This is a genomic window from Cohnella mopanensis (genome assembly GCF_022352055.1).
Taxonomy (GTDB): Bacteria; Bacillota; Bacilli; order Paenibacillales; family Paenibacillaceae; genus Cohnella; species Cohnella mopanensis.
Map to the genome: position 1 here is coordinate 130012 of NZ_JAKRWM010000017.1, position 18361 is coordinate 148372.

Here is an 18361-nt window from a genome sequence, read left to right on the forward strand (position 1 = left end):
GACCGTTAGTTACACAATTCTCCATAAAACGAGGAAATTCCTTCATCCGGCTAAAAAGATCTCCAATAGAAAAGCCGAGCTTAACCACCCTCACGGCAATTAAACTCGACTTTTTCAATCCCTGTCGGTTAAGCGAATAATCTCATAAGGAGTAAGCTCGATCGCCGCGTCTGTTTCCGCAAATACTTTTCTCGCTTCCGCTTCCAGATTAGCCAGATCCTCCGGCTTATATCGGGAACTGAAATGCGTGATCAGCAACTTGCGAGCTCCCGCTGATCGAGCAGTTTCTGCTGCCTGCCTAGCGGTAGAATGACCATACTCTTCGGCTTTCTCTGCCAGTTCATGAGCGAACGTCGCTTCGTGAACGAGAAGATCCGCGTCTCTGGCAAGCTCAACGGCATTGTCGCATGGCTTGGTATCCCCGAGCACAACGACCACTCGGCCGGCCAACGGCTCCCCAATGACATCTGCCGAACGGATCGTTCGTCCGTCTTCCAATTCCACGTCCACGCCGGACTTCAGCTTTCCATATACAGGACCAGGAGAGACCCCCATCTCGGCAAGCAACTTTGTATCGAGAGCGCCGGAATGAGGAAGCTCGGTTATTCGGTAGCCGAAACAATCGATTCGATGATCCAATAGAGCTGCTTCTACGATAAAAGCATCGTCCTTGAATATCGTTCCTTCCCCGATCTCGTGAATGTGCAGGGGATATCCGAGATGAGTTCCCGTTATCCGTAACGCCGATTCCGTAAACTCGCGCAAACCCGGAGGTCCGTACAATTCCAACGGATCGGTTCCGCCAAGCGAAGCTCGGCTGCTCAATAAGCCGGGAAGTCCGAATAAATGATCGCCATGCAAATGGGTAATGAACAGCTTCTCCAACCGGCTCAATCGGAACGGCGTTCTCAGCAATTGGTGCTGGGTTCCTTCACCGCAGTCGAACAACCAGAACGTTCCCCTGTTCTGCGGCATGCGAAGCGCGATCGAGGTCACGTTCCTGCCCGCTATTGGCATCCCCGCGCTCGTGCCCAGAAACCAAATTTCCATCCCGACACCTCCTTTCCTAGCTTGTACCTCGCAGGGTCGATTTAACCTTCGGGGTAATCTATTCTAGGAGGAGATTCCCGCGTTTATACGCCTGTGCGTCTCTTTTGGTTATTTTGCACTTTGTGAATCTGGGTCTTCATTTTCTTGCCTTCCGTTGACGAATGGCCTTGCTTGCCGTTGGCATTCTGCTGAGCTTGTTTCTTCCTCTCCAGAATGCGTTTGATTGCGTCTGCTTGACTCGATTTTTTCGGTTGTTCCGCGCCGGCTTCTACCGGATTTGTATCATTATCGCTCATAGGATCACCCCAATTATATGTTCTTGACTATTTTACTACCGACCCCACATTTCGTCCATCTCTTCGATAACCTGCAGGGGATGTTGAAAATTCGAGACAATGCGCCGAAACTTCGAAAAATGAAAACAAAGGAGAGTCCGCTCGCCGGGACTCTCCCTTCTTATCCACAATTAACGGATTCACTGTGCGGTATATCCGCCATCCACGAGGAGACTTGTGCCGGTAATGAAGGACGCGTCTTCGCTGGCGAGGAACAGAACCGCTTTGGCCACCTCTTCCGGTTTCCCGAGACGCCCCATCGGATGAAGGCCCACAAGATGCTCGGTAATCGCTTCATTACGGCCGGCGATAAGCGGAGTATCGATATAACCCGGACAAATCGCGTTCACCCGTATCCCTTTCGTTGCATAGTCGATCCCTAGCGTTTGGGTAAGAAGCTTAACCCCTCCCTTAGCGGCCGCATAAGCGGTTACGTTCGCTTTGCCGACATTGCTATGTATGGAGCCGCAATTGACGATAACGCCTCCTGTTCCTTGAGACAGCATTTGCTGGATCGCGTATTTGTCGCAAAGGAACACGCCAGACAAATTGATATCGATCGTTCTTTGCCAAGCATCCACACTTAATTCGTGCGCCGGACCGTCTTTGGCGATACCCGCATTGGCGAACAAAATATCCAATTTGCCGTATTTGTTCACGGTCTGCTCAACCATGCTCTTGACGTCGTTCTCCTCGACTACGTTTGTCTTCACGAAGAACGTATCCAGACCTTCCCGGTTAAACCGTTCGGCCACTTCCTGACCGCGTTCGGAGAAGTCCGCGATGACAACCTTCGCTCCCTCTTGCGCGAACAGTCGAACGGCTGCTTCCCCGATACCGCTTGCTCCCCCAGTTACTATGGCCACTTTCGATGCGAATCTCATAAGCGATTCCCCATTCCCGACAGATTGTAAACCAACATAGTCATTTGTAAATGGGGGCTCGATTATACTTCCGAGAACGCAACAAGGCGATGTCGCGTTCGAATACGCGCATCGCCTTGCAAATGAAAGATTATTCGATCAGGATTCCTCGTATACGAACGCTTCCGCTACCGCTAACCGTCTTTCGTCAAGCTCATGAGTATTATCGAAATAAAGCACGTTACCCACCGCCAGTCGCCACTTCGGTTCGCGCATCTTTAACGACTTGCTGAACTCGGACCAATGCTCCAGCTTCCAGCGATCAAGTACGGTGTTCCTTCGTTCAATTCGATCCCGGTATATTTCCGCGGCTCCGAGATGAACGACGATAACCTTAACCTCAACTTCTTGCGCGGCATCCCCTATTGACGACAACTCGTCCTCGATCCACTCCGGTTGTTCCGTCTCTTTCGTAAAGGGACCGATCACGAACACGTCCGTTCCGATTGCGACATTCTCTAGCGCTGCATCCATCGTAATCCGGTAGCCTAGGTCTCTGCATAACCTCTTATATTCCGAGGAATCCCGATCATTCGGATCTAATCCGGCTTGCGTCATGAGCGCGATTGCGGCAGGTCTCAGCAACGTATCCATGTCTAATACTGTCGCGCCGCGCTTGCCCGCTAAAGCTTTCGCCAATGTCGTTTTTCCCGCGCCAGCTCCACCTATGACAAATACGAGTTTCGGCATCGCTATACTCTCCCGTCTTTCTTCCCGTTACCAAAATTTTCTCTCATAGACGTAGTCTTCATCGCCATACAGTTTCATTATTCCCTCCGTAATCCCTTCGTTTAGAGGTAACAAATAGCCTTGCTTGCCACCGTCCAGAGCAAACTTAAGTTTCTTTGACTTTCCTTCGCTATACGCGGAGATCTCACAAGAATTTATTCGATGCAGCTTTTTATTGTCATAGATGACAACGCTTAGATAACCATGTGATCTCTTGACCGATATTCCTTCTTCATCCGGTGCGACAACAATCATCATCCCCTCGGCGCCAAGCTCCCCGTTGCGCAATCTTTGAACGGAATACGTACTAGCTTCGCTTTCTCTGACTTCCAGTACGACCGCTTCATATTTGGAACTGATTACGTAATCGGAGATCGAAAGCTTCTTCTCCTTGATATAAGCTTTCAGTTCCTCCTCCGTGATTGGCTTGGCGGAATTATCGTCCCAATCGATCGGTTTCCTCCCCATCCATTCAACCCATTCTTCCTCCGGGTCCAGTTCGCTACGATACTTTTCATCGGTTCCGAGCGCAACGGATTTAGTCTGATTATTCCACTTCACTTCGATCCCCAACGCTTCCGCAACAGGCCTGAGCGGGATCATCGCTTCCTGATCTTGGAGATAAGGAGGGGCTCCCTTCAAATCCCTCGTTGAAGTGATGTCTCTATTGCCATCGACTTGACGGTAACGGTATGTCTCTTCACCGATCGCCATATTAATTTGAGCATTATGATTATAAATAGATATCTCGGAACGTCCTTTAGTTGTTAAATACTGCCCTTGAATCTGCGAATGCTCGAAGATGCGGATCGGAACGAATATCCTTCCATTCTTAACAACCGCTGGAAGTGAATCTTGGAATAGGACTCGTTCGTTGTTGATGGTAACTCTCGTGTCTTTAAGGGTTGGCGATTGGGGCTCTGCCGCGCGAGTTTCCAATGGGTTAGCCAGAACAGCACTCATCATTATTGTTATTAGAAATAAACCTCTCTTCATGTTGTCAGTCCTTTCATCACGATTCGATTGTCTATTTATTCGCTTATTAGACATCGAATCCCTTTTAACGACAAAGTATTAGAACAGCTAGAATGAGTTTATTCAGCTTTCCATTTACGATGAATATCGCAATAGCCAAGCCCATAAGCTTGAGTATCACGCTATTTTATTTATTCTTCATCAAATCTTAATTTAGAATAATTCTAAAATAGTATTGATTATTTGTTGATAGTCGTTATCATTATAAATATATTTACATTTGATCAAAGGAGTGATTGTCCGATGAGTACACCGAATAACAAATTAACGACCAGTTGGGGAGCTCCCGTAGGGGACAACCAAAACTCGATTACGGCAGGCGCACGCGGTCCTACGCTGATTCAAGACGTTCATCTGCTAGAGAAGCTCGCGCATTTTAATAGAGAGCGCGTACCGGAACGGGTCGTTCATGCCAAAGGGGCAGGAGCGCACGGTTACTTCGAGGTCACCAATGACTTATCGCAATATACGAAAGCCAGCTTATTCTCGGAATTAGGCAAACGCACTCCTATGTTTATTCGTTTCTCCACGGTTGCAGGCGAGCTCGGTTCCGCGGATACGGTACGCGACCCGCGCGGATTCGCCGTGAAGTTCTATACCGACGAAGGCAATTATGATCTGGTCGGCAACAATACCCCTGTCTTCTTCATCCGCGACGCGATCAAGTTTCCAGACTTCATTCATACGCAGAAACGCCATCCTCAGACGCATTTGAAAAATCCGAACGCGGTTTGGGATTTCTGGTCCCTCTCCCCCGAATCTCTGCATCAAGTAACGATCCTCATGTCCGATCGGGGCATACCCGCTACGCTGAGACATATGCATGGTTTCGGGAGCCATACGTTCAAATGGGTGAATGCGGACGGTCAAGCGGTATGGGTGAAATACCACTTCAAGACGGAACAAGGCGTTAAGAACCTGGATGTCGACCTCGCGGCCAAGCTTGCGGGGGAAAATCCGGATTATCATACGGAGGAACTGTTCAACGCCATCGCTAACGGGGATTATCCCGCTTGGAGGCTTCATGTGCAGATCATGCCGTTGGAAGACGCGAATACTTACCGCTTTGACCCCTTCGATGTGACGAAAGTATGGTCCCAGAAAGACTATCCGCTCATCGAAGTCGGCCGCATGGTGCTCAACAGGAATCCCGAGAACTATTTTGCCGAAGTCGAGCAAGCGACCTTCTCCCCCGGCTCTTTCGTTCCAGGAATCGAGGCGTCTCCGGACAAAATGCTGCAAGGTCGTCTGTTCGCCTACTCCGACGCCCACCGTTACCGCGTTGGCGCCAATCACAATACGCTGCCTATCAACCGCCCGCAATCGGAAGTGAACACCTATCAACGCGATGGGCAAATGCGCTCCGACAACAACGGAGGCGGTTCGATCTACTACGAGCCGAACAGTTATGGCGGACCGAAGGAATCGGCGGAGCACAAATCGGCTGCATTCGAGGTGTCGGGCGAAGCCGCTAGCGTAGCTTACGACCATCACGATCACTATACCCAGCCGGGAGACTTATATCGCTTGTTAAGCGAAGAAGAACGCGCGCGTCTGGTGGAGACGATCGTAGGCGCGATGAAACCCGTGGAGAAGGACGAAATCAAGCTTCGCCAGATCGCGCACTTCTACAAGGCCGATCCCGAGTATGGCCAACGCATCGCCGAAGGTCTTGGATTAGCGGTTCCTCAGAACGCTTGATGGAACGCTTGATGGAATCAAGAGCATGACGTTAAAGACTTAAGGCTACTGCTCTCCCTCTCTTAATAACGGGGTTTATACAGTTATTTCTGTTCTAATACGAGCTTTCTAATGAAATAACAGGAAATGTACAGTTATTTCATTAGAAGCTCCTGAATGTTCAACACAACTTGCAAAATTAACTGTACTTATACAGGTAATGGCTATTAAGTAACGTTTCCTCGCCAAATAACTGTACTTATACAGTTATTTCTCATCCAAGTTTGAAATTGAGTTCGTCAGCAAGTTAACCTACCTAATAACAAAGCCAGTCGAGCTACCCTCGGCTGGCTTTGCGTTTGCCTATATAGTCTACAACGAAATAAATAAGGAGCAATAGGACGCCTAACTCGATGGCATGATCTGCCACGTTCAGAATCCCGCCCGAGCGAATGATGAAATCCGTTACCTCGCCGTATATAAGACGATCCACGCCGTTACCGATCGCCCCTCCAACAATAAATCCTAAACTACACTCCATCATAACGCCTTTTCTTGTTCCCGACCTCCTATAATACAGGACGCCTATTACAAACATCATAGCAATAACTCCAAACAGTCTTCCATATCCTTGGAACAGGCTGCTAGCCATTCCGCTATTCTCGTAATGCGTGAACCTTATTCCCCACAACGAAATATTTTCTCCGACATCTACGTGAATGCGGACGAGAATTTTGGTCACTTGGTCCACCAGGACTATGAATAGCGCAATTGCGTAAAATAACATGCCGAAACTCCCTCTTCCCTGCCCAATCGCTTATTACGACTCCTCTCACAAGTATAGCTTATAACGGAGTTTAGTATTTTGGTATCTAATGGCATATTGGTGATGATGTGTATTTGACGACGGGTTACTCCAACAGCAAAAAACACCCTCAGAATGAGGGTGTTTTCCGCGAACAAGTTTCCTCTGCGCTAACCTTTCACTGCGCCTAGGCTTAAACCGCCGATAATATACCTCTGAAAGAAAAGAAACACGACTAAGGGCGGCAGTAACGTCATGCTCAGAATGGCGAAGCGGACGTTCCAGTTAATCGTCGATCCGGGATAGATGATCTTCGTATAGATCGCGGCAGCTAGTGGCAGCTTGTCTTCCTGCATAACCAAGCTCGACCAATAGAAGTCGTTCCAAGTCGAAGCGAAACCCAATAAGATTAAAGTAATTAAGATCGGCGCGGACAACGGAATGGCGATATTGAGAAAACATCGAAACTCCGAAGCTCCATCGATTCTCGCCGACTCGAATAGCTCCTTATGGATGCCGTCGAAGAAATTTTTCAACAACAGCAAGAAGAATGCGTTCGCCCCGGCCGGAAGCCAGAAAGCCCAGTAACTGTTTAATACGCCTAGCTCCTTGAGATTCAGGAAGTTCGGAATCAAATACGACGCCGAAGGAATAAGCAAGGTAGACATGAAATACAGCGTGACCCATTTCTTGAACGGGACCCTCAGATGGGATAGGCTGAACGCCGCAAGTCCTAGAAAAGTCAAAGAAAAAAACGTGTTCCCCGCGAAGATGAAGATCGTATTCTTGAAATGCATACCTATCTTGAGATAGGTTAACGATTCCTTATAGTTCCCCCACAACCACTTGCTCGGAAAGAATGGCGCTGGGAATGCGAAAAACTCCTTGGTCGACTTCAAAGAATTCAAGAACGTATTCACGAACGGATATAACATCGAAAGCGAGATCAGTACGATGCACGCAACCATAAAGGCGTACACGACCTTCACGCCGGATTTGCGGAAGTCGTAGCGCGACATGATCGCGCGGTCATGGGCTGCCTTCAAGCTTCGTCGCCTCCCTTGCGGATCTTGATCGTCAAGATCGAGAAGACGACCAAGACGATGAACATGATGACCCCCATCGCGCTAGCCTTCCCAAAATTGAAGTAGGTGAAAGCTTCTCTAGTAGTCAGCAGGAGATACGTTAACGTCGCATTGTCCGGCCCGCCGCCAAACATGAGCAGTTGGGATTGGAATGCTTGCGATGTCGCTATCAGTTGCAGCACGAGCAGGAGCAGGAGCAAGCCTTTCAAGCTGGGAAGCGTGACGTAACGAATACGAGCCCATACGCCCGCTCCGTCTAACTCCGCCGCCTCGTACAAGTCTCTCGGAATGGCGGCCAGGCCGGCAATATAGATCAGGGTCGCGCTTCCGAAATTTTGCCACGTCTCCAAAATAATCAAGGAAAATACGGCATGCTCCTTGCTATAGAAATCGAAGCTAGGCAAACCAATGTAATTCAAGAAAGAATTGATCGGTCCTACCGGATCATAAAACCACTGCCACATTCCATACAGCACGATCGCGGGAATGATGCTGGGCAAGTAACCTACGATTCTGGCCGGCCCCTGAAACCATTTCAACTCGGATACGGCTATCGCCATCGCGATCGGCACCCAGAACCCGAGTAACACCGCTAAGCCCATGTATACGAGCGTATTCTGGATTGCCGTATAGAAATCGGGGTTGCTCAGCACCTCGTTGTAATTTTGCCAACCTACGAAAGAGTTTCCGCTGATGAAATCCACGTTATAGAAGCTATAAGCGACACCCTTGAAAATCGGGACCCACAAAAAGATAAAAAAGATGACGATTTCCGGTATCAGGAAGAGCATCCCCCAGAAATACCAGCGAGTCCGTCTGCGCAAGCCCGGTTTCGCGATCGGAGAATCCAATTGCAGCTCCATGCGTATCACTCCCCATCTATCGATCAGGGTCTATACTGTAATCAGCATAGACCCCTCTCGTTTTCTCCGCTGCTACTCTATTTTTACTTTGTCGAAGGAGCCCTTCTGAAGTTTGGCCGCCGTATCGTCGAGAATTTTCTGCAGATCCAAATCTCCTTTGCTCGTGAACACTTTCTGGATCGCGTTGGCCATCTCTCCATAGTAGGCTTGCGTTTCGTACGTCGCTTCAGGCTTCGATTCCATCAGCTTGCTTAATTCCGGTGAATACTTGTAGACGTTGTCATGCTTCGCCAAGATCTCCTCGTACTTCTTGCCATAATCGGAGCTGTCGTTCCAGTAGTTGATGAGCTGCGGAACGTATACTTGATTTTTGGCTTTCTGCGAAGTAATTTGCGCGTCGATCGAATCCAAGTACGCATCGGTGAAATATTCGTCGACGACGAAATCGAATGCGGCTTTCTGCTGTTCCTTCGTAGCCAATCCATTGATGACTTTATAATTGCCTCCGGCTACTCCGACATGCTTGCCGCCCTTCGTCATGGACGGGATCGGATACAACAGCACGTCGTCTTTATTAATGCCGCCTTGGTTAATCGCACCGTCTAGGGCATTTCCGCTTCCGCACATGACCATAGCACCGCGCCCTTGGTTGAACAGAGTTAATGCGTCCCCATAGCCTAATGCCCAGTTTTTCGGAATGACGTTCGCGTCTTTCAGGTTCTTGTAGAATTTCAGTGCATTAAGTCCCGCTTCCGAGTTGAAGGCTGCCGTTACTTTGCCGTCCGCTACGGTCTGAACTTCGCCGCCCGCCGAGTAGAGGAAGTTCGTCCAGTTCCATCCTGCTTCCGTACCTTTGCCCATCGGAATGAAACCCGCAATGCCCTTAGCCGGATCGTTGACCGCTTTCGCCGCCTCGATCAGTTCATCCCACGTCCAATCGAGCGGAGGCAACGGAACCCCTTTCTGTTCGAACAGCTTCTTGTTAATCGTGATCGTCATTCCGTAAGCGTCGATCGGAATGCCGTACGTTTTGCCTTCGATGATGTACGGCGCCAGAGCGAACTCGTTCAAATCTTTAGCATAAGGCCAATTGGCTAGATTATCGGTCAAATCGATAATCCACTTCTTGCTCGACAATAGCTTGCCTTCGGTCGCCCAAGTCGTGAATTCCGTTTGCGCGCTGTTGGAAGCCATCTTGATCGCGATTTCCGTATTTTCATACTTCCAGTATTTAGGCGTAATCGTGACATTCGGATTTTTGGCTTCGAACCGTTTGATCTTGGCATTCAACGTCGCGTTTTCCTCCGTTTTGTCTGCAGCGAACGCATATGCGATAATGCTGACCGGATCAGCGTTCGCCGGAGAAGGCGATGCTTCCTTCGAGCTTTCCACCGCAGGCGCCGACGTTGACTCTTTAGGCGACGCTGCGTTCGATGACGACGGACTACTGTTATTGCTGCTTCCGCATCCCGCTATGACGATCACGAGTGCCAGCATGCTCACTAATAAACTCTTTTTCATTTTCAACCCTATCCCCTCTCGGTTTATCGTGTTTACATTTTTATCATAAAACCCCGCTATATCCCACGTCGATGTGCGATATATCGTTTGAGAAGGGATAAATTATGATTGCGCGAATTTTGTATCATTTTTTATTTCCGATGGATTGACGCCGAAATGCTTCTTGAAAATTTTACTGAAGTGCTCCGGGGATTCGTAACCGATCTCGTCGGAAATCTCGTATCTGCGCATATCCGTCGTGAGAAGCAACCGTCTGGCTTCCTCCATTCGCAGCTTCGTCACGTAGTCCCACAGGTTCATGCCTACGATTTTCTTAAACAAGTAACTGAGGTAATTCGGGCTCAAACAGATCGACTCCGCGATTTCCTGCAGCTTGAGTCCCTTCTGGCGGTAACTCCCGTCGATATACTGAATCGCACTATGAATAAAAGAGTTGTTATCCTCGATGATCTGCTTCGTAACGGGAATGCCGCCGGCGGAAGGCAGCTCGTCGTGCCTGCCGAAATCCCCGATGTAAAACACATTATGGTCGCTATGCACGCCGCTCCAGCGAATCGCCTCGTTCGCTTCCTTGAACAGCGCCACCCAGCTGGAAATGCCCTCCTGAATACGGCTAATTCCGACTATGTTTCTCGTATGAATGAACTTCAGCAGGTTGTTATGCAGCAATTGGGCAATCATCGTCTGTTCGTTCAACCTTGTCGGACTGGCCATCTCCTCTTGGCTAAACTGCAGAACGACAGCGATCGAATGGGTTCCACAATAGAAGACGAGGCTGTCCCAACGACTCAACGTCTCCTCCACGACATTCAGCGCCGCGTATCTTAGCAAGTTACGATCGCGGAAGGAGCGAATTTCTGCCTCGAACAGGCCTGCTTTCGATAAATCCAACTCAATCGCGAGAATGCAGTAATAAGGGCCTTCGAATCGGCAGCCTAAGTAGGCGAACACTTCATCGACCTCGTCTTCCGCAACCCCTTCCGACACGAGCTCGTTCAGAATATGATTGCGACCCGATGCCATGTCCTCGAAGACGAATTTCTGATTAAACGTCGCATCGGTCAACGTACGCTGCTGCGTTTCCCGTTCCGTCAGGAACGATTGGACCGCCCGTACGAGTTCCGCGGGAATGACCGGCTTCACGATGTATTCCTTCACGCCAAACCGTAGCGCTTTCTGCGCATATTCGAACTCTCCGTGCGCCGACAAAACGATGATGGGCACCATCGGATTTTCCGTGAATATCGTTTCGATCAGCTCGATCCCGCTCATCAAGTCCATCTGAATGTCGGTAATGATCAGATCGATTTTCTCCAAGCGGATATAATCGAGCGCTTCGAATCCGTTATTGGCAATAAACACTTCCGTAATACCGATTCCAGCGTTCGTCAATACGGTTGCGACGCCCGTGCAGATCATCGGTTCATCATCCACGACCAGAACGTGATACATATGAGTTCCCCCTGCCTTCCGTTACTCGTTAGAATGATCTTCCGTTGTCGCCGGTAAAATCATGAGGACTCTTGTTCCGCCCCCCGGCCGCTGCTCGAAGCTTAAGCCGTAGCTATCCCCGAAATGCAGCTTGATCCTTTTGTTAACGTTCAGAATGCCGAAGCCTTCCCGGGTATGGGTTCCATTCGCGATAGCGTTCAATTTGGCGATATCCGCCGTCTTGAACCCGTTATCCTCGATTGCTATCCACACTTCTCGCTCCCTGGCTTTAATCGATATCCACAGCTGACCCTCGTTGTCCATTTTGCGGATTCCGTGAATAATCGCATTCTCGACGAGCGGTTGAAGGACGACTTTCGGAATGAGATACGGCTTAGCTTCGTCGTCTATGTCCCAATGTGTCGTGAAAACATAGTTATTCCGCTTCAGTTGCAATCGCAAATAGGCTTCAATATGGTTAAGCTCTTCCGCGATCGGAATAAGGGTTTTCCCCCGGCTTAACCCGATGCGCATCAACAACGAGAGGTCTCTTATCATCTCGGCCGATTCCGCGTTGCCCTCGATCGTCGTTCTCCAGAAGATCGATTCGAGCGTGTTATACAGCAAATGCGGATTAATCTGAGAATGCAGAATGGTCAGTTCTGCTTCCTTGTGCTTAAGCTCCAAATCGTATTTATCGTGTATCGTCTGATTAAGCCGCTTGGTCATCTCGATGAACGCGTTATTGAGCAATCCGATTTCGTCCCGTCGGTTTACCTTATAATCGTTCGTGAGGGGTCTTCCGGGCTCAAACGAACGGCTCAGCCTGGCCAGCCTGGATAGCGGACTCAGAATATGCCTGAAAAAGTAAATGCTCGCGATCAGCAGAACGCAGAAATAGACGATCATCAAATAATTGACGAGTTGCCTCATCGATTCGTGCTCGCCGATGATCGAACTAATCGGAATCTTAAAGAGAAGCTTGGTATCGCTATTCCAGCTCTTGTGAATCGCGTACAAATAAGATTCGCTCCCAGTGCGATCGATGTATACGCCTTCAGAGGAACGGAATATATGCTGCGGAAGTCTGAAAATGGAGCCGATGTCGAGGCCGGAAGTGTTCGCCAGCACTTCGTTCGCTTGATTCAAGAGGACGATTTGCCCGTCCTTCGGAATCTTGAGCGACTCCAGGTCCTTCTGGAGCAACGCATCCAAGCCCGTCATCACGATGACGCCGCTCGGCGTTCCGTCGTCTAGATCGTTGTTCATGCTACGGATATAGGCAGCGGTCTTGATGCCTTTCCGATTATCCCCCAGTTGGTTCATAATCCGAATAATACCTGTTCCCCTTGCGTTAATCGCGTATTGGAACCAACTGCTCGAAGAAGTATCGCATGCGAAAAACACCCCGTTCAGCTTAACGTCGGAAGGAGGTGCAAAAGGATAATCATCCGCAATGGCCGGGATGAATACCGCAAAGTTAATAGCGTTCTTGGAGTAGCTAGTAAGCAGCTTATCCAGCAGGAGATATTTCTGCAGCCGGTCATACTCGTTAAGCTCGGTCGTATCGAACATCAATTGCGTTTCCGGCGTGAACATCAGCTTCTCCGTCGTCCCGTCGACGGACATAATGTCCCGATCCAAGGTCAAATGGCTCGTCTTGACCAATTCAAACAGAGTATCGCCCATCTGGTCTTCAGTAATCTCCGCTACCTTCACAGAGACGATCCAGTAGGCAAGCAAGATCGGGATTACGATAAGGAAAATAATGAACACGATCAACTTCTGAATCAAATTCATTCTCGTTAGCCATCTCAACATGATCGAATCATCCATCCTACATCCGTATTGTCAAACTTAAACGGCATCGCCGGTTTCAAGCCGGCAATAGTCGTTCGTATGGTGCATTCAGATGGCCTCTACACCCTATCATAGGAGTATCAAGTGCCGGGCACGATGTTAGATATTATGAATAAGCGGTGTTTTGTTACGATTCAGCGCTGTAATGAAGAGTTCGGGGTAACTAGTTGTATTTCCTACATCTAATCACAAAAATTGTAACGATATCCGGTAAATAAAGGCTCTCGACAAGCACACAAAGCAAAAAAGCTCCACCCACTTTCAATAAGGGGCGAAGCTGTCCGGCGCAGCTGCGGCTTTCCATTGCTTACCCGTTCTTCTGGGCGTACAAGAAATCCTTAACGGCATTGTTTCTTAGGAGCAGAAGGCATGAAGCAACGGAATAGGCCATCTGGATAACGATCAATATAACAAGTCCGCTCGTCATATAAGATGAATCATAACCTCCCGTAAGCATGTAAAAGTGAATGATCACGCTTAACGCCGCGCCTATCGCAAACAGGTAACGGATCCACGTCACCCCCGCAACTAATGCGATGGATAACGCGATCTGGATGATGAGGGAGAATAGATTAAATTCAACGAACGAAGAGACAATCGTACTGACGACATTAAGGCCGGCGATCGTAAATACGATAATTTTACCCATCGTATACTGCCTTTTCGACCGCTTTAGGTAGCGCTCGTATTCCAGTTCCCGCTCCTCTTTCGTCTCGCTGTCGTATTTCCCGAAGTTAGGCGTAATATCCCGCTTTGGAAGCGGCAAGTTCGCGGAGATACTCTTCAATCTTCCGGCAAGCATGTCTACGCCGTTCAATCGGTTCAGCTCTATTTGAGCTAGTGCCCGAAGAATTTCCGATTTCGCTTGCACGTCCGCGCTCACGTTTAGTTTATAAGCCCCTACCACATCGGCAATCGTTTCCGGAGACTGTTTCATTTTTTTGATCTCCTCGATAGAGAAAAACAACTTGCGCAGGTCGGCGATCGTAGTCAGTTCGGCTATGTCCCTTTCCGAGTAATCGCGGTACTCCCTACCGTTCATTAGGCTCATCTGAGGATCGATCAGCTTCTCCTCGACATAGAACCGAATCGTCCTTTCCGTAAGTCCCGTGCGGGTGCAAACCTCTTTCATTTTCATGTTGAGCATCCCCTCCTGATCCAACCTTACTTTCTTACGTAACGTAAGTGTCAACCTTATGAAGGTAAAAAGGTTACTCGAATGCCCCGTATTCCTCTTCGTTCGCAACACTCTGAATGTCGTCGGCACTAATACTGATATAACGGTATCCGTCGGCCGAACTTTTGCGTAATGCCTTTTCTTTCATATACTTCGGACTCCCCTCGCCGGAATCCTCGTCGTAGATCAGAATAATGCCGTCCGTTTTCCTTAAGAGAAGCTCATCACGTGCGGTGAACTGCCATGGTCCGTTGTAAGGCTGCTTACTAACGGTACCGAGATAGTCAACGCCTTTCAATAACCGTTGGTAATACTCTTTTTTATCTTCCTTCCAATTCTCGTCCGGGTTGCTGAAAGCGGTAATGATCGATAATTTCAAATCGGGAAATCGTTCCTTGAGCTCGATGACGACTTCGCATGCCCACAAATCTACGCCGTACTGCCCTGGAGTAATAACCCATTCCAGCCCTTCCTCTATTAAAGGAATAAGCCTAGCCGTTATCGCTTTCTTAATGTAGGTAATGCCCTTGTGCTTCTGATCGAAAATTCCCAGCTCATTGGCTCGATAACCAGTGATCAATACGTTTTTCATATTTATGATGAAGCTCCTCGCCTATTCATTGCTAATGAATTCTCAACTTATCCCCTTATATTAGCAGATTGGGCGCCCTCCCATAATAGATAACAAAAAGAACCATCTGCCTGAGATGGTCCTTCTTTTCCGGTCGATTATTTGCGCAAAATAGTCATCGAGCTAAGATTAGACGACTCGTTGGATGCGTAGAAATAAACACCTGTGTCTCCATAATGATAATCATAATAATATTCGCCAAGCATTTCATCGACCCCTTGCGATTCCGGCTCGCCCATCGCCTTAACGACATCTTTGAAAGTAAGATTCTGCAAATGGTCTTGGTAAATGAGCAAAGAGAATAAGGAATCTTCCGACTCGATCGCCGCGGAGAAGCAGAAGGCAATATCCGTTGCTTGCTCGAATTGATAGAAATCTCCGCCTTCGTAATAGAAATTGCCCGTTTGTTTACCAAGAATGGAGGAAACCTCCGTTTTTTTCATCCCAAGAGAGACGTTAAGCCCGGGTATGTTCCCTTTAATAATTTGCTTTGGAAACTCCTCGTCGAGCACAAGCATTTTCGGTTTCTCGCCCTTTATGACCGCTTGTCCGTTCATAGAATTAACATTCAATTGCATCGGAACAAACTTGCCGCTCTTAAAAGCATAATTTACTTCCACTTCAGCTATGAAATCCGAATAATGCAAAGGCCCAAAGACTGTAAACGACTCTTTCAGCGCATAAGTATCATCGCTCGTTCTCACTGCAACCCGCACAAAAGATTTCCATCCGATGCTACGGCTTTCCTGCGCCTTTTGTTCTGCCGTCAAATCTATGTATAGGTATTGCTCCAATAAATCCGAAGAGATCAGTAAGCGGTCTCCCGAAGCCACTGTCGTCGCAATATCGAACAATACAGTTTCTTGATTAAACAAATTCACCAACTGTCCTTGCTGATAAGAGATCAACGTGTCGAACGACCCTCCCGCCGAACCGCCTAGTCCGACAGCCGCTTTAACATCGGCTATTCCGTCTCCCGTGAAATCTCCTACGATGAGCTTGCTTGGTAAACCTGTCATAATGTCCGAATCTCCGCGTTCATATACGATCGTCTTGGTTCGCGGATTAAACACGAACAAATCGATATTCTCGTATTCGCCATTTTCCCCTAAAGAAGTGGGATTACCCTGCAGTATGATGATTTCGGGTTTCTTGTCTCCATCGACGTCCGCAATGACGCTATCGACGAGCTCTTTCCCTCCATGCCATCTCGATGCTTCGAATTTCTTCAGATAAGCATCTTTCAGGGGCGCAAGAAATATGTTGCCCGCGTTAGTGGATTCCAGCCCTAACTCTAATACCTGTTCTGCCTTCTCGGGCTGCTGTTGAAGCTTGTATAGCTCGGACAGGACAACATAGCCGTCAGCATTCGTAGCATCTTCGACGACTACCTCATTCGCGAGCTTAAGAGCCTTGTCCACTTTCTGCTCGCTGGCATATTCCTTAGCTTTATCCAGTTTCTCCTGAGTTGTAAGCTCGCGGCCGCAACCAGACAATAAGAGCGCTAACAGCCCTATTCCAAGCAAAATATACCTAACTTTCTTATACATGTGTCAATTGCCTCCGATGACTTTGGTTTGCTTCGATTATACAGAGTGTAAATATGGAGGGGACAGTTATAATTTTCCAGAAAACTCGCATCCGAACTCCACATGTGACATCGGTGACCTAGAGAGGTAAGATAAAAAGATATCCGGGACACTGCCCGATCAGACTTCTACAATCGGAGGAGAGCATCATGCGTTTCATAAGCAACCAGAACATGACAGACCCGTCGCTCAACCTGGCATTAGAGGAATACGTACTGCGTTCTCTGCCGGATGATGACGATTATTTGTTGTTTTACATCAACGAGCCCTCGATCATTATCGGCAAAAACCAGAACACGGTAGAGGAAATTAACGCGGATTACGTGGAGCAGAACGGAATTCACGTCGTTCGAAGGCTCTCGGGGGGCGGTGCCGTCTACCACGATCTCGGCAACTTGAACTTCAGTTTCATCATGAAGGATGACGGCCAATCGTTCCATAACTTCAAGAAATTTACCGAGCCGGTCGTTCAAGCGCTTCGCAAGCTAGGAGTGGAAGCCGAATTGACGGGACGTAACGATCTGCAAGTCGGCGAACGTAAAATATCGGGCAACGCGCAATTCTCCACGCGGGGTAAAATGTTCAGCCACGGTACGCTCTTATTCGATTCGGAGATGGATAACGTCGTCTCCGCGTTAAAAGCGAATGCCGAGAAATACGTCTCCAAAGCGACCAAGTCTATCCGTAGCAGAGTCGCGAACATTTCGGAATTTCTTGCGGAGCCGATGACGATCGAGCAATTCAAACAAAGCTTGCTCACCTCGCTATTCGAGGGGCAGCAAAATGTTCCTAATTACGATTTAAGCGAGCAAGATTGGGTGAACGTACGCAAACTTGCGGACGAGCGTTACCGAAGCTGGGAATGGAACTACGGACGTTCACCGGCGTTTAACGTTCGCCAGACCAAACGGATCGAGGGCGCCGGAACGTTCGATGTCCGTTTGCTAGTCGAAGACGGTATCATTGCAAGCGCGACGATCTACGGCGACTTCTTCGGGAGGGGCGATATTGGCGAGTTGGCCGATAAGTTTGTAGGCGCTCGTTATGAAGCCAATTCTCTTCGCGCGCTGCTGGACGGAAATGACCTAACTTACTATTGCGGTCCGGTCACCAACGAACAATGGCTGGAGCTAATGCTATAAAGAACGGATCGACGACAAAAAAACCTAGCTCAGCGCCGGAATGAAATGATCCGGCGCAAAGCTAGGCGCATCTATCGACGATTTCGTACAAACCCGCTTACTTTGCCCTCATTCGATTGTTTCTTGGATTGTGCTCGACTTCCGCTAACCCCAACTCTTCCATTAATGGGGGGATATACATCCCGAAGCGTCCGCGAAAACCTTTCTTTAAGCCATACCACCCTCCTACCGGATTATCCGGCGAACGTCCCCATGCTTCAACCGTTCCGTCTTTGGCGGGCTTCTGTTCATCCGCGCTGCCAAGCTCCATCCAGTCTCCATGTTCCTGAAGCATTTGCTGCAGGTCGGCCAGACAACGATAGTCATAATGCAGAACGGTTTTGCCTACGGTGCAAACCAATATATCTCGGCCGTCCTTAACGTCTTTATACATCTCATATTCCGAAGATTGAGGCGGGGTTTTCAATTTCCATGGATTTTCTTTCGTTCCGTAATCGGCTGTCAT

At 48.7% G+C, this 18361-nt stretch carries 17 protein-coding genes; 2 read left to right on the forward strand and 15 right to left on the reverse strand.

Annotated elements, in window-relative coordinates; all coding sequences use genetic code 11:
• Positions 1 to 114: 114 nt before the first annotated feature.
• The 5 genes from rnz to L3D05_RS22190 all read right to left on the reverse strand — a co-directional run bounded on the left by rnz (position 115) and on the right by L3D05_RS22190 (position 4033).
• The gene (gene rnz, locus L3D05_RS22170) at positions 115 to 1050 is read right to left on the reverse strand and encodes a ribonuclease Z (protein WP_239618566.1); all 936 of its coding nucleotides are present in this window, start codon (positions 1048 to 1050) and stop codon (positions 115 to 117) included.
• Positions 1051 to 1133: 83 nt separating this feature from the next.
• Positions 1134 to 1346 (reverse strand): hypothetical protein, encoded by a 213-nt coding sequence (locus L3D05_RS22175; RefSeq protein ID WP_239618567.1) that lies wholly within the window; start codon positions 1344 to 1346, stop codon positions 1134 to 1136.
• Between the two features lie 179 nt (positions 1347 to 1525).
• Positions 1526 to 2269: an SDR family NAD(P)-dependent oxidoreductase gene (locus tag L3D05_RS22180; protein WP_239618568.1), complete on the reverse strand. Its 744-nt coding sequence runs from the start codon at positions 2267 to 2269 to the stop codon at positions 1526 to 1528.
• 138 nt (positions 2270 to 2407) lie between these two features.
• Positions 2408 to 2998, reverse strand: coding sequence for a P-loop nucleotide/nucleoside kinase family protein (locus tag L3D05_RS22185; RefSeq protein ID WP_239618569.1), 591 nt, complete (start codon positions 2996 to 2998; stop codon positions 2408 to 2410).
• 27 nt (positions 2999 to 3025) lie between these two features.
• Positions 3026 to 4033, reverse strand: a complete 1008-nt coding sequence (locus L3D05_RS22190) for a stalk domain-containing protein (RefSeq protein WP_239618570.1) — start codon at positions 4031 to 4033, stop codon at positions 3026 to 3028.
• 282 nt (positions 4034 to 4315) lie between these two features.
• Between L3D05_RS22190 and katA the strand changes: the two genes are divergently transcribed.
• A complete protein-coding gene (katA, locus tag L3D05_RS22195; RefSeq protein ID WP_239618571.1) occupies positions 4316 to 5773 on the forward strand; it encodes a catalase KatA in 1458 nt (485 codons plus the stop codon).
• 316 nt (positions 5774 to 6089) lie between these two features.
• Here katA and lspA read toward each other — a convergent pair whose 3' ends face one another.
• The 9 genes from lspA to L3D05_RS22240 form a co-directional block, all read right to left on the reverse strand.
• Positions 6090 to 6539 carry a signal peptidase II gene (lspA, locus tag L3D05_RS22200; protein WP_239618572.1) on the reverse strand — a complete coding sequence of 150 codons (450 nt, stop codon included), beginning with the start codon at positions 6537 to 6539 and terminating at the stop codon, positions 6090 to 6092.
• 188 nt (positions 6540 to 6727) lie between these two features.
• On the reverse strand, positions 6728 to 7603 hold the full coding sequence (locus L3D05_RS22205) for a carbohydrate ABC transporter permease (protein WP_369417998.1): 876 nt from the start codon (positions 7601 to 7603) through the stop codon (positions 6728 to 6730).
• Positions 7600 to 8505 carry a carbohydrate ABC transporter permease gene (locus L3D05_RS22210; RefSeq protein WP_239618573.1) on the reverse strand — a complete coding sequence of 302 codons (906 nt, stop codon included), beginning with the start codon at positions 8503 to 8505 and terminating at the stop codon, positions 7600 to 7602. Before L3D05_RS22210 ends, L3D05_RS22205 begins: the two co-directional genes overlap by 4 nt.
• 72 nt (positions 8506 to 8577) lie before the next feature.
• Complete coding sequence (locus tag L3D05_RS22215) at positions 8578 to 10026, reverse strand: ABC transporter substrate-binding protein (protein ID WP_239618574.1); 1449 nt, start codon at positions 10024 to 10026, stop codon at positions 8578 to 8580.
• A 102-nt stretch (positions 10027 to 10128) separates the two neighbouring features.
• Complete coding sequence (locus L3D05_RS22220) at positions 10129 to 11478, reverse strand: response regulator (RefSeq protein ID WP_239618575.1); 1350 nt, start codon at positions 11476 to 11478, stop codon at positions 10129 to 10131.
• Between the two features lie 21 nt (positions 11479 to 11499).
• Positions 11500 to 13278 (reverse strand): sensor histidine kinase, encoded by a 1779-nt coding sequence (locus L3D05_RS22225; protein ID WP_239618576.1) that lies wholly within the window; start codon positions 13276 to 13278, stop codon positions 11500 to 11502.
• Between the two features lie 346 nt (positions 13279 to 13624).
• Positions 13625 to 14455, reverse strand: coding sequence for a helix-turn-helix domain-containing protein (locus L3D05_RS22230; protein ID WP_239618577.1), 831 nt, complete (start codon positions 14453 to 14455; stop codon positions 13625 to 13627).
• A gap of 73 nt (positions 14456 to 14528) precedes the next feature.
• The gene (locus L3D05_RS22235; protein ID WP_239618578.1) at positions 14529 to 15086 is read right to left on the reverse strand and encodes an SLOG family protein; all 558 of its coding nucleotides are present in this window, start codon (positions 15084 to 15086) and stop codon (positions 14529 to 14531) included.
• 137 nt (positions 15087 to 15223) lie between these two features.
• On the reverse strand, positions 15224 to 16675 hold the full coding sequence (locus L3D05_RS22240) for a DUF4309 domain-containing protein (protein ID WP_239618579.1): 1452 nt from the start codon (positions 16673 to 16675) through the stop codon (positions 15224 to 15226).
• A 188-nt stretch (positions 16676 to 16863) separates the two neighbouring features.
• Here L3D05_RS22240 and lplA point away from each other — a divergent pair, with 188 nt between their 5' ends.
• Entirely contained in the window at positions 16864 to 17856 is a 993-nt protein-coding gene (gene lplA / locus L3D05_RS22245; RefSeq protein WP_239618580.1) for a lipoate--protein ligase, read from the forward strand.
• A 97-nt stretch (positions 17857 to 17953) separates the two neighbouring features.
• On the opposite strand, the gene L3D05_RS22250 is transcribed toward lplA, so the two are convergent.
• Positions 17954 to 18361: a DUF6855 family protein gene (locus L3D05_RS22250; protein ID WP_239618581.1), complete on the reverse strand. Its 408-nt coding sequence runs from the start codon at positions 18359 to 18361 to the stop codon at positions 17954 to 17956.